Source organism: Prevotella herbatica, from assembly GCF_017347605.1.
In the GTDB taxonomy this organism is placed as follows: Bacteria; Bacteroidota; Bacteroidia; order Bacteroidales; family Bacteroidaceae; genus Prevotella; species Prevotella herbatica.
This window is the reverse complement of record NZ_AP024484.1, coordinates 2,164,898-2,177,154: the sequence shown is the minus strand read 5'-3', so window position 1 is coordinate 2,177,154 and position 12,257 is coordinate 2,164,898. Positions and strand designations below refer to the sequence as shown.

The 12,257-nt window shown below is 37.9% G+C and carries 11 protein-coding genes; 3 read left to right on the top strand and 8 right to left on the bottom strand.

Going from position 1 to position 12,257, the window contains the following annotated elements; genetic code table 11:
* Positions 1 to 207: 207 nt before the first annotated feature.
* The 3 genes from prwr041_RS08060 to asnB all read right to left on the bottom strand — a co-directional run bounded on the left by prwr041_RS08060 (position 208) and on the right by asnB (position 6,012).
* The gene (locus prwr041_RS08060) at positions 208 to 2,700 is read right to left on the bottom strand and encodes a YfhO family protein (RefSeq protein WP_207153306.1); all 2,493 of its coding nucleotides are present in this window, start codon (positions 2,698 to 2,700) and stop codon (positions 208 to 210) included.
* A 209-nt stretch (positions 2,701 to 2,909) separates the two neighbouring features.
* Entirely contained in the window at positions 2,910 to 4,298 is a 1,389-nt protein-coding gene (locus tag prwr041_RS08055) for an ammonium transporter (protein WP_207153305.1), read from the bottom strand.
* Positions 4,299 to 4,341: 43 nt separating this feature from the next.
* Positions 4,342 to 6,012, bottom strand: a complete 1,671-nt coding sequence (gene asnB, locus prwr041_RS08050) for an asparagine synthase B (RefSeq protein WP_207153304.1) — start codon at positions 6,010 to 6,012, stop codon at positions 4,342 to 4,344.
* Positions 6,013 to 6,384: 372 nt separating this feature from the next.
* Here asnB and mtnN point away from each other — a divergent pair, with 372 nt between their 5' ends.
* Positions 6,385 to 7,026: a 5'-methylthioadenosine/S-adenosylhomocysteine nucleosidase gene (mtnN, locus tag prwr041_RS08045; protein WP_207153303.1), complete on the top strand. Its 642-nt coding sequence runs from the start codon at positions 6,385 to 6,387 to the stop codon at positions 7,024 to 7,026.
* Positions 7,027 to 7,028: 2 nt separating this feature from the next.
* Positions 7,029 to 7,508: an S-ribosylhomocysteine lyase gene (locus tag prwr041_RS08040; protein WP_207153302.1), complete on the top strand. Its 480-nt coding sequence runs from the start codon at positions 7,029 to 7,031 to the stop codon at positions 7,506 to 7,508.
* A gap of 57 nt (positions 7,509 to 7,565) precedes the next feature.
* On the opposite strand, the gene prwr041_RS08035 is transcribed toward prwr041_RS08040, so the two are convergent.
* Genes prwr041_RS08035 through typA form a run of 4 tightly spaced genes read right to left on the bottom strand, consistent with a single transcriptional unit; the run spans position 7,566 to position 11,220 of the window.
* Positions 7,566 to 8,426, bottom strand: a complete 861-nt coding sequence (locus prwr041_RS08035; protein ID WP_207153301.1) for a FimB/Mfa2 family fimbrial subunit — start codon at positions 8,424 to 8,426, stop codon at positions 7,566 to 7,568.
* A gap of 8 nt (positions 8,427 to 8,434) precedes the next feature.
* Positions 8,435 to 9,127: a porin family protein gene (locus prwr041_RS08030; RefSeq protein ID WP_207153300.1), complete on the bottom strand. Its 693-nt coding sequence runs from the start codon at positions 9,125 to 9,127 to the stop codon at positions 8,435 to 8,437.
* Between the two features lie 49 nt (positions 9,128 to 9,176).
* Positions 9,177 to 9,398 (bottom strand): hypothetical protein, encoded by a 222-nt coding sequence (locus prwr041_RS08025; RefSeq protein WP_207153299.1) that lies wholly within the window; start codon positions 9,396 to 9,398, stop codon positions 9,177 to 9,179.
* A gap of 19 nt (positions 9,399 to 9,417) precedes the next feature.
* Positions 9,418 to 11,220 carry a translational GTPase TypA gene (gene typA, locus prwr041_RS08020; protein ID WP_207153298.1) on the bottom strand — a complete coding sequence of 601 codons (1,803 nt, stop codon included), beginning with the start codon at positions 11,218 to 11,220 and terminating at the stop codon, positions 9,418 to 9,420.
* 283 nt (positions 11,221 to 11,503) lie between these two features.
* Between typA and rpsO the strand changes: the two genes are divergently transcribed.
* Positions 11,504 to 11,773 carry a 30S ribosomal protein S15 gene (gene rpsO, locus prwr041_RS08015; RefSeq protein WP_207153297.1) on the top strand — a complete coding sequence of 90 codons (270 nt, stop codon included), beginning with the start codon at positions 11,504 to 11,506 and terminating at the stop codon, positions 11,771 to 11,773.
* A gap of 99 nt (positions 11,774 to 11,872) precedes the next feature.
* On the opposite strand, the gene folK is transcribed toward rpsO, so the two are convergent.
* Positions 11,873 to 12,232, bottom strand: coding sequence for a 2-amino-4-hydroxy-6-hydroxymethyldihydropteridine diphosphokinase (gene folK, locus prwr041_RS08010; protein WP_237072344.1), 360 nt, complete (start codon positions 12,230 to 12,232; stop codon positions 11,873 to 11,875).
* Between the last annotated feature and the right edge of the window lie 25 nt (positions 12,233 to 12,257).

The following is a 12,257-nucleotide window of genomic DNA, read 5'->3' as shown; positions in this document are numbered from 1 at the left end:
ATGTAGGAAACGGCATTAAAAAATCAAAAAATAAAAAAATATTTTTGATTGTCATAACTCGATTGGTTCCATAATTTGACTGATGGAAAGAACTATATTGGAGAGAATCGTGTGATGAATTTTGATAAAGAGTTATATAGAATTTATAAAAAGTCTGCATGTTATCAATATGATACAATGCAGACTTTTATTATTTAATGTAGAATACTAGAGTGTTTTCTTTCGTTTTTTACGTTCTATATATACCGTAAGCAAAACTACAAGCAGAAGTATCACATAAGAAACATAAGCTATCGTCTCAGTCTGGTCAACACTCTTCGGATAGAATGTAAGCACAACTTTATGACTTCCTGGTGCAACATTCAATGCGCGGAGCACATAGTTGGCACGACCTAGTTCTACAGGTTTACCATCAACAGTCGCAGTCCATTCAGGATAGTATATTTCAGAGAAAACCACAACTCCACCTGTTGCACTCTTCACATCATAACACAACTTGTTTGGCTCGTATGAAGTAATCTTAACCAAAGACGTACTGTCTTGGGGTTTAGACTGTCCAAGTTGTTTCTTGAATTTAGAATCAGCAACAGCCTCATGGCGAAGGTCTATGTTTCCAACTTTATCTATTTCCTGATTTGCATTATCTACATAATCAACTTTGTCTACAAACCAAGCGTTACCATACACATAAGGATTCTGTATTGCCACCGTCTGATTACCTTGCAAAGGAACAATAAAGTATTTTGCATTGAGCATATTCAGTATAGGGAAGATACTGTCACCACTAACCTTTGTCATATCACCGCCAGCAGTTGATATTGCAGGCATAAGTTTCTGCATTTCAGGACTTATATAAGCCTCGATTAGTTCTTGATAGCGACGCAATTTTGCAGCATGATAACCACCGATACTCTTATGATAATAACTTGTTTCGTTCTCATTAAATGTATTGGTAGACAAATTCAACACACGATAATCCAAACTCTTATCCTGAAGAATCTGTTTATCTGTTTCTGTCATTGGCTGTGCCTGTTCACGAACACTCTGTTCTACAAACATATCATCATTAAGATAGCGCTTGTTTACCTGCCACATATCAATAAGACAAAGTAAGGTTATTGCACCAATCATATACTGGGCCTTTAGTTTTCCTGACTTGAAAAGGAACAAGAAGAAAGAACCTATAACGATAATCCAGAATGAGCGCCAACAATCTGACGTAAATATATATTCACGGATACTACGCAAATTACTCTCCAAAGGACCTATGTATGCAGCCGGAATACTCTTTAGTGCCTGCATTTCTGATGAAGAAATGAAATCAGAGAAGAATACATTAGGCATAATTGCAAAAAGTAATGCAACACCAGCGGTAAGCCCAAAACTAATATAGACAAACTTTATCTTGCTCTTAAGTATCTCTGGTTCATCAACTATCTTCTTTAACGTGAGCATTGCAAGCAGCGGTATCGTGAATTCGGCAATTACAAGAATCGACGCCACCGTTCGGAACTTACTATACATCGGTATATAGTCTATGAAAAAGTTTGTGAAAGGCATAAAGTTTCGTCCCCACGACAACAGGATACTCAATACCGTGGCACCAAGCAAGGCCCATTTCATAGGTCCTCTTACAATAAACATTCCTAGTATAAACAACATAAGCACAAACGCACCTACATATACAGGTCCACTTGTTCCAGGCTGTTCGCCCCAATACTGCCCCATTTGCTGATATATCTGCATGAAATTAGGATCAGCCTTTTCCATAGCCTTGGCATTTGCTGCTAATGGCACAGAAGCACCACCTTTAGTATTTGGCACAAGTAATGTCCAAGTTTCGTCAATACCATAACTCCATTGAGTTATATAATCACGATCAAGTCCACTGTTTGTTTGGTTAGCGGTATTCTTCTTTACCAATTCACTTTTACCTCTCATACTCTCCTGAGAGTATTGCCATGTATGATAAAGATTGGATATATTAAGCATTATTCCGATGAGGGCACCAGCAGCACATGCCAGCGTTGCCTTTCCAAAATGCTTTAAATTCTTTTGTTTTATAGCCTCTACAAGATATGCGATAATCATGAAGAATATCACAAACAAGAAGTAATATGTCATCTGCACGTGATTTGCAGCTACCTCAAACGCTGAGAAAATCGCAGTAACTATAAATCCCCACAGATACTTCCCTCGATACGATAGCACAACTCCTGCTATCATTGGCGGAAGATAAGCAAGAGCCATCACCTTCCATATATGTCCTGCAGCTATAATGATAAAGAAATAGGATGAGAAAGCCCATATCACAGAGCCCAAAGCCGCAAGCGATTGTCTAAAATCAAAAGCACGAAGCAAAATATAAAAACCCAAAAGATATGCAAAAACATACCATACGTTTTCAGGCAACCACAAATGATATGCCCTAATAACCTGCTGCAAAAAACTTGTACTTTTATAAGTTGGTGCAGTCTGGTAAGTTGGCATTCCACTGAATGTAGAATTTGACCATCGTGTTATTTTACCTGTACGATCGTGATATTCGCTTTGTTCCTGACCTGCACCACGCCCAGCAGAAGCATCATGGCGATACAAAATTCGTCCTTCTGTATCAGCAGGAAAGAAATAGGCAAAAGAGATAATTGCAAAAACTACCACAACCAAGAGGTCCGGCAGATATTTCTTTAAAGTTTCCATTATAATTATATAAACGTTTATATTTTGATATCTGCTTGCAAAGATAGTGCAAATATTGAAGAGAACAAAACGATTTTGTTCATTTTTTATCTTAACACTACACCGGTCTTTACCACCTGTTAAAGATACAGACCAAACATGTTAAAAAAAACATACGGGACATAACTTTATCGTTATGCCCCGTATGTACGAAAAACAAGAATTAAACTCTATTGTCTATTCTCATTCTTTGTTTTTATGTGTTCTTCATATTCTGCTAATTCACGTTCTCCAACATGTGCAAGTCCATAATGCTCGTCGTGCTGACTAAGGTCTAGACCTATTTCCTCACTTTCTGAACTTACTCGCATTGGAATCATCTTATCTATAAGCCAATATCCGAAATAGCTCATACCAAAAGTATAAACAAATACGATTACAACGGCCAATATGTGATAGAGGAATACTATAAAACCAGCCCAAGTTCCAGATATTAATCCACCTTGGATGAATATACCTGTAAGAACTGTACCGAAAATACCACCAGTTCCATGAGTTGGGAATACGTCTAAGGCATCATCAATTCTAGAATGACTGCGCCAATAAACTGCAATATTACATATTATTGTTATAACAAAAGAAATAAAGATACTCTGTCCAACTGTTACATATCCAGCAGAAGGAGTGATTGCGACAAGACCGACAACACATCCAACAGCTGCACCCATTGCAGAAGGTTTACGTCCACGAAGACAATCAAAGAATATCCATGTCATCATAGCTGTTGCACTTGCTGTGTTTGTATTAAGGAATGCCTTAACGGCTGTACCATCTGCATGAAGTGAACTTCCTGCGTTGAATCCAAACCATCCAAGCCAAAGTAATGCTGCACCAAGTAATACAAATGGAATATTTGCAGGTTCTGCGTCTATCGTTGATTTTTTTCTGCGCCCTAAGAATATAGCTCCAGCCAAAGCTGCCACACCAGAAGATGCATGAACCACAATACCACCGGCAAAATCGACAACTCCCCATTTCAGGAACAGACCATCAGGATGCCATGTCATGTGAGCCAACGGACAATAAATCACAACGAAGAAGAATATCATGAAGAACAGATAGCCAGAAAATCTAACACGTTCTGCAAAAGATCCTGTAATTAAAGAAGGTGTTATAATTGCGAATTTCATCTGAAACAAGGCAAACAATGCAAGAGGAATTGTAGCACCACCAAGTACTTTACCTGTAGCTGTCATATAAACTCCTGCTCCGACATTCTTAAACATCAAGAATGTCAGTGGATTACCTATAACCCCTCCGATATCATCACCAAAAGCAAGACTAAATCCAAAAACTACCCAAAGGACACTAATGAGTCCCATCGCTATGAAACTTTGAAGCATCGTTGAAATAACATTTTTGGCTCCAACCATTCCGCCATAGAAGAATGACAGTCCTGGAGTCATCATAAGCACGAAGATTGTTGAAGTGATTAGCCATGCAACATCTGCGGCATTAATCTTCGTGAAATCACATTTAAACGAGGGTTCACCTACAAAAAGCCCTGAAATGGCTATAATAACCATTGAGAGCATAAGTATTATCCATCTCTTTTTCATTACTCTGTTTGTGTTGGTAACTGTAATCATAATAAATTTCTAATCAATCTTTATAAGCTTGTTCGTGTATTCCTGTAACCGCCCTTCCGCTTGGGTCGTTCATATTTTTAAAAGCCTCATCCCATGCAAGGGCCTCTGCCGTACTGCAAGCTACACTCGGTACACTCGGCACAGAAAGTGCAGCACTATCACTTGGGAAATGTTCTGCAAATATAGAACGGTAATAATATTCTTCTTTATTGCGTGGAGGATTAATTGGAAATTGCTCCTCAGCATGTTCCATCTGCTCATCACTCACCTGATCTGACGTAATTTTCTTCAAGGTATCTATCCATGAATATCCTACTCCGTCACTAAACTGTTCCTTTTGTCTCCAAGCTACCTCTGCTGGCAACATATCAGCAAAGCCTTCTCTTACGATTTTCTTCTCCATCGTCTGTCCAGGGCACATCTTTGCTTCTGGATTTGTTCGCATTGCTATATCAAGAAATTCTTTGTCAAGGAATGGCACACGACCCTCTACTCCCCACGCAGCAAGACTCTTGTTGGCACGAAGACAATCATACATATAAAGTTTAGACAATTTTCTAACAGTCTCTTCGTGGAAAGCCTTTGCTGAAGGTGCCTTATGAAAATAAAGATACCCACCGAAAATTTCGTCAGCTCCCTCACCAGATAGAACCATTTTTATACCCATACTCTTTATCACTCTTGCCAAAAGGTACATTGGTGTTGAAGCTCTGACAGTAGTAACATCATAAGTTTCTATGAAATATATAACGTCACGTATTGCGTCAAGACCTTCCTGTATGGTATAGTTAATTTCATGATGAACTGTTCCTATATGATCTGCCACCAACTTAGCCTTAGCCAAATCAGGAGCGTTCTTTAGTCCTACCGCAAAAGAATGAAGTCTTGGCCACCATGCCTTTGTAGAACCGTTATCCTCTACTCTATTCTGAGAAAATTTCTCAGCGACAGCACTAATAACAGAAGAATCTAATCCACCAGAAAGCAAAACGCCATAAGGAACATCGCTCATAAGCTGGCGCTTAACAGCATCCTCCAACCCATCGTGAATCTCCTTAACACTAGCCTTATTGTCTTTCACATTATCATAATCCATCCAGTCGCGTGTATAATAACGTTTCATCTTACCTTCACGACTACTATAATAATGTCCTGGCAAAAACACTTCATATCTGTCACAATTACCTTCAAGAGCTTTCAGTTCACTTGCTACATAAATTTTCCCATCATCGTCATATCCTATATAAAGAGGTATAACTCCAATTGGATCACGAGCAATAAGGAACTCATCTTTCTCAGCATCATAAAGTGCAAATGCAAAAATACCATTTATATCCTCAAGAAAATCAATACCCTTCTCTCTATATAAAGCAAGGATGACTTCGCAATCACTTCCTGTTTGGAACTGATACTTACCTTCATATTGTTTTCTTATCTCATGATGATTATATATCTCACCATTCACAGCAAGAATTTGTTTTTTATCTGGACTAAACAAAGGTTGTTTTCCTGATTCAGGATCTACTATTGATAATCTTTCATGAGCCAAGATAGCGGAACCACCACAATATATCCCACTCCAATCGGGACCACGGTGACGAATTTTTTGACTCATACGCAAAGCTTTCTGTCTTAGTTCAGGAGTTTGCTCTTGGATGTTGAATATTGATACAATTCCACACATAATAATATTTTCTACTGTTTATTGGTTACAATTTGTTTGCTATTTGTGCTGCAAAGTTAGCAAAACGATAGCTAAAAAGACAAAACACAATACAAAAAGATATCAAAATAGACTAAAAGTATTAAACTGTAAGGATACGTAAGTCTTATTATTACAATCTAACATTATCATAATAAATTAAGTATCAAAATGAAACTTTAAACCAAAATTAAGATTTATAATATAGTAAACAAACATATAAATACATTAAATATATAAGTATCCATCCTCAAGAAGAAGGACTTCAATGCACAATATCTATAAATAACAATAATTTATTTGTTCATAAGATGAGGTTTTTATTAACTTTGCACCAAAGAAAATATATAAAATATGAAGATTGGAATTATAGTTGCGATGGATAAAGAATTCACACAACTGGAAAAAGTGTTTTACAATGATGAAAATATCATAATTCAGAAATGCGGCATTGGCAAAGTTAATTCTGCTATTGGTGCAACAAAGATGATATCTGAGCATCATCCCGACCTGATTATATCTACAGGATGCGCTGGTGGAGCCGACACTACACTGAATGTAGGTGACGTTGTTGTAGCAGAAGAATGTACATATCATGATGCATATTGTGGAGACAACTGCGAATTTGGACAAATTCTCGGTATGCCGGCACGTTTCAAAGCACCCGAAAATTTGGTAAGTGTAGCGTTGAAACTAAATCATGGAGAACTTAAAATAAAGAAGGGACTTACTGTAAGCGGAGAGTGGTTTGTTGACAGTCGAGAAAAGATGACACAGATAATGGAGAAATTCCCTAGTTCTACAGCTGTAGACATGGAGAGTTGCAGCATAGCACAGACATGCCATATCTTTGGCACACCGTTTATCAGTTTCAGAATAATAAGTGATGTTCCACTTAAAGACAACAAAGCACAAATGTATTTCGACTTCTGGGACCGTATGGCAGAGGGAAGTTTCGAAGTTACAAAGAGTTTTATTGACGCTATAAATAAATGATTATGGATAAAATACCAAGTTTTACAATAAATCACGAAGCACTTCTTCGTGGTATTTACGTTAGCCGCAAAGATAATGTCGGTAATGAGACTATCACTACTTTTGACATTAGAATGAAGGAACCTAATAGAGAACCTGTATTGCACAATGGAGCAATACATACTATTGAACATCTTGCAGCAACATATCTGCGCAATGATGCAGAATGGAAAGACCGCATCATATACTGGGGACCTATGGGATGCCTTACTGGCAATTACCTACTAGTCAAAGGAGACGTTCAGAGCAAGGATATTGTTGAATTAATGAAGAGAACATTTAAGTTTGTAGCCGACTTTGAAGGAAACATTCCAGGAGCGGCGGCGAAGGATTGCGGTAATTATCTTCTTCACGATCTTCCAATGGCAAAATACGAAGCAGCAAAATATTTGCACGAAGTGTTGGATAACATCAAAGAAGAAAACATGGTTTACCCTAAGTAAACTATAATTTTTGGGAAGTTGGCAATTTCATTATAATTGCCAACTTACTATTTTTCATCAATACTTATATATTCCTCCATCTATCCATTCGTCATCAGCTTTCAAAACAACTCCTTTTGTAGAACTATTTGCATCTGCTGAGAATAAATTGCCAGTACATGTGGTAACACCACAAAGTGAAATATTCACATCCTCAAACATCCGCTCATAAATAGTATTTCCTTCACCATCAAGGCATGAAACTGTTATGTTCAGACAACTAGTCGCATCTTGAGGAAAAGTGTATAATTCATAAACTGAGGAATCTGCACGAGCCTCCACACCGACATCACGTATTTCTGTCTGTCGTGAGTTAACACATCCCATACCGCTGGCACCATCAAGAGTACTACTACCGCCAGTATAAAAGAACTTTATTTGCTTTACATTTTCAGGAACCTTATCCTTGACTGTGAACAATATCTTTGCTACGCATCTTTTAAGAGTCATCTGATAATCAGAGTTCCCCTTTACATTAATGTCTTCACTATAAACAAATGTATCTGTCACTTTTCCATTAAAGGTTATTCTATTCATGTTTGTAGTTGAAGCATTTGTGCTACCACTATGCGCTAAAACCACAACCTTATAGTTCCCTTCCGGGAGTGAAACTTTTATAGTGCCAAAATCATTATCTTTATCCGAACTTTGACTGATAGATTTCACCCTATCTCCAATACTGTCGTATACTGCAAAATTTATCTTATTGCACACTTTCGACACATCTACGATGCCACGAGTATCAAGATTCCTTACATGGAAATTAAGTTCAAAACCATCTTTGTTCTCAATATCAGACTTATCAAAACTTACTCGCTCGCAAGAAGTCTGTGTAAAAAGAAGTATTATTAATATTAAAGTATTAATTAATTTAGTCATTATCTATTTCACATATCAAATTTATATCCCACAGTCAACGCAAAGAAGTTGCTTTTGGAATCATTTACCTTGTTATTTTTTGTTATACCAAGATTATATCTTGCGTCAACAACGACATTCATGTATTCATAAGATACTCCCAACGGTATTGACACATCAACACTCTTATATTTATCGTTGGTATTTTCATTATGTTTCACCATCGTACCATAAGAATGCTCTCCCGTGCGATCATTTATCGTAAAAGGTGTTACTTCATATTTTTCGTTAGTATCAACAGGAAAGCCCATCTGTAAACCGGCTTTAATAGCTAACCCATCTGCCACATAATAATTCAATGTTAGCGGGACATTTATAACATTTAAGTTCACCGTATGATCCGCATAACCTTCATAGCTTACAGATGGCGAAGCACTTAATCCACTCTCGTCAAGATAACGGCAGCCCTCCATGGTATATAGTGCAGCTAATGACACACTCAACGGTGATGTCAACTGATACTCAGCCTCTACTCCACCAGTAAAACCAGCTTTGTATTTTGGCGAGCAAACAGTATTCTTACCAATAATGAAATCATTGTTTGTCATATTAGACAGACATACCCCAACCTTTGGAATGATTGAAAATGTTCCAACACGGCTTTGCGCACTGCAGAATACTGTCGTTGCACAAAGAGATAATAAAAAGAAAAAGCGCTTCATAATAAAAAGTATTTTATTATGAAACGCCTTGATATTGAATTTATTGCATTTAATCTACTGCATTGTAGCCTTTTGTACTGTTATGAGCTAACAAATCCTTAAGATTCTGCTCCTTAAATCCGCGTTCTTCCTGTTCTTTATGAATGAGTTCAGCCTCTTCCTTTTCAGCTTCAGAATGCCCGAATGTTATTGTACGGCTCTTCAATTCGGCAATTCCCCATCCTATCAGGGCAACTACTATAAGTGCTATAAAAATGTATAATCCAGTCATAATATAGATCTATTAAATATTAAATCTTATTTGAACGCTTACGCTCCTGATGATCAAGGATTACCTTACGAATACGCATATTCTTAGGAGTAACCTCTACATATTCATCTTCCTTGATGTATTCCAGACATTCCTCAAGACTCATTACAGTCTTTGGAATTACACGAGCCTTGTCATCACTACCACTGGCACGCACGTTAGTAAGCTGCTTTGCCTTTGTTACATTGATAACTAGGTCATTATCATGAATATGCTCACCTACAACCTGACCATAATAAACTTCTTCTCCTGCGTCAATAAAGAATTTACCACGATCCTGAAGTTTATCAATTGAATAAGCAAATGAAGTACCTGTCTCCATGGCAATCATTGAACCGTTCAAACGGCGTGTGATTTCACCCTTGTATGGCTGATACTCCTTATAAATATGTGCCATGATAGCCTCACCCTGACTTGCAGTAAGTACATTGGTACGAAGACCAATGATACCACGTGAAGGAATATCAAATGTAATATTTACACGATCACCTTCAGTGTCCATACCAGTCAATTCACCCTTACGGCGAGTTACCATATCAACCATCTTACTAGAATAGTCTTGTGGAACGTTGATTGTGAGTTCCTCAATAGGTTCACACTTAACGCCATCAATTTCCTTATAGATTACCTGTGGCTGACCAACCTGAAGTTCATATCCTTCACGGCGCATTGTCTCAACAAGTACACTAAGGTGAAGTACACCACGACCACTAACAATCCATTTATCTGTTGAATCCTCGTAAGGACGTACACGCAAAGCTAGATTTTTTTCTAGTTCTTTCTGCAAACGTTCATTGATATGACGGCTAGTACAGAACTTACCTTCCTTACCAAAGAATGGAGAATCATTAATAGTGAAAAGCATACTCATCGTAGGCTCATCAACAGCGATAGGTGGCAATGCCTCTGGATTTTCCCAGTCTGCAATAGTATCACCAATCTCAAAACGCTCCAAACCAACAACAGCACAGATATCACCACTTTTTACTACATCGGTAGGCTTGTGACCCATACCTTCAAAAGTACGCAATTCCTTAATCTTTGTTTTTTCCTTAGTTCCGTCACGATGACAGATTGTGATGTTCATACCATTCTTTAATTCACCACGGTGAACACGACCTACAGCTATACGACCTGTATAACTAGAATAGTCAAGAGAAGTTATCAACATCTGAGGAGTTCCATCAAGATGCTTTGGTGCTGGGATAATTTCAACAATCTTATCAAGAAGATATTCTATATTATCTGTTGGCTTTTGCCAGTCTTCTGCCATCCAACCGTTCTTTGCAGAACCATAAACAACCTTAAAATCAAGCTGCTCTTCTGTGGCATTCAGATCGCACATAAGATCGAAAACCATTTCATAAACTTCGTCTGGACGACAGTTTGGCTTATCAACTTTATTAACGACAACGATTGGCTTCAATCCGAGTTGCAAAGCTTTCTGCAACACAAAACGAGTCTGAGGCATAGGACCCTCAAAAGCGTCAACAAGCAAAAGACAACCATCTGCCATATTCAGCACACGCTCAACCTCTCCACCGAAGTCAGAGTGTCCAGGAGTATCTAGAATATTGATTTTTACACCTTTCCAGTTTATTGATACATTCTTTGAAAGAATGGTTATACCTCGCTCACGCTCCAAATCATTGGAGTCAAGAACTTCGCCACTGTTATCCTGTCCGTCACGGAAGAGTTTTCCAGCGAGCATCATTTTGTCGACCAATGTTGTTTTTCCGTGGTCGACGTGTGCAATTACTGCAACGTTTCTAATGTCTTGCATTTCTTTACCTTAAATATGCTAAATTACAATTTCGATGCAAAATTACAAAAAATAACTGAAGTAATGTTCATTATTGATTACTAATGGTTTACATAGGCACGTTAAAAAAAGTTATAACGGATAAAACTATCTAATTATCGCACTTTATTTTTAAGTTTTATTGCTAACTTTGCAGCGCATTTTCGGAGAATCCGATGCATTTGAGAGTGTGGCTGTTGTGATTAAGGCAGTTTGACACCCGAAGGATGTAATGATGCAACTTAATTTAATCAATTTCACAGCTATGTATTTAGACAAAGCAAAGAAGGAAGAAATCTTCAACCAGTATGGTAAGTCAGCTACTGACACAGGTTCTGCAGAGAGTCAGGTCGCACTTTTTACATTCCGTATCAAGCATCTTACTGAGCATGTAAAGATTAACCGCAAGGACAAAGTGACAACTCGTTCACTGACTCAGCTTGTAGGTAAGCGCCGCGCATTGCTTGATTATCTTTACGCTAGCGACATCAATCGCTACCGTGCTATTATTAAGGAACTCGGTCTTCGTAAGTAATCTGGTTATTGGATTAAGAATAAAAAAATCCCGCACCTCTATTGAGTTGCGGGATTTTTTTATCAGTATGGTTTTGATACATAATAACAAAACCGACAATTATTTCTTTTTTAGTATCTCATTTAACGGGGTCATTACAAAATCCCTCTCCTGCATTAAAGGATGAGGAATTTTCAAGTCGGGTTCATCTACCGTAATATCATCATAAATCAAAATATCTATGTCTATTATACGGTCTTGATACTCATGATTTGCCGACTTTCCAACTCTTCCCATGCGTTTTTCTATCTCCTGAGTTGCCTCTAGCAACTGTCTCGGAGCAAGCGGCGTTTCCACGTACACGCACATATTAATGAAAAGATTTGGACTTTCAAACCCCCATGGTTCAGTCTCATAAAGAGCTGACTGGCGCATAACAGTGCCGATCAAGCTTTCCATGTATTGGACAGCCTCACGCATGTTGCGCTTACGGTTTCCAATATTT

Excerpts from the sequence above, each read along its gene's own strand:
- prwr041_RS08060 (WP_207153306.1), bottom strand. The coding sequence starts at position 2,700 with ATGGAAACTTTAAAGAAATATCTGCCGGACCTCTTGGTTGTGGTAGTT.
- prwr041_RS08055 (WP_207153305.1), bottom strand. The coding sequence starts at position 4,298 with ATGAAAAAGAGATGGATAATACTTATGCTCTCAATGGTTATTATAGCC.
- asnB (WP_207153304.1), bottom strand. The coding sequence starts at position 6,012 with ATGTGTGGAATTGTATCAATATTCAACATCCAAGAGCAAACTCCTGAA.
- mtnN (WP_207153303.1), top strand. The coding sequence starts at position 6,385 with ATGAAGATTGGAATTATAGTTGCGATGGATAAAGAATTCACACAACTG.
- prwr041_RS08040 (WP_207153302.1), top strand. The coding sequence starts at position 7,029 with ATGGATAAAATACCAAGTTTTACAATAAATCACGAAGCACTTCTTCGT.
- prwr041_RS08035 (WP_207153301.1), bottom strand. The coding sequence starts at position 8,426 with ATGACTAAATTAATTAATACTTTAATATTAATAATACTTCTTTTTACA.
- prwr041_RS08030 (WP_207153300.1), bottom strand. The coding sequence starts at position 9,127 with ATGAAGCGCTTTTTCTTTTTATTATCTCTTTGTGCAACGACAGTATTC.
- prwr041_RS08025 (WP_207153299.1), bottom strand. The coding sequence starts at position 9,398 with ATGACTGGATTATACATTTTTATAGCACTTATAGTAGTTGCCCTGATA.
- typA (WP_207153298.1), bottom strand. The coding sequence starts at position 11,220 with ATGCAAGACATTAGAAACGTTGCAGTAATTGCACACGTCGACCACGGA.
- rpsO (WP_207153297.1), top strand. The coding sequence starts at position 11,504 with ATGTATTTAGACAAAGCAAAGAAGGAAGAAATCTTCAACCAGTATGGT.
- folK (WP_237072344.1), bottom strand. The coding sequence starts at position 12,232 with ATGCGTGAGGCTGTCCAATACATGGAAAGCTTGATCGGCACTGTTATG.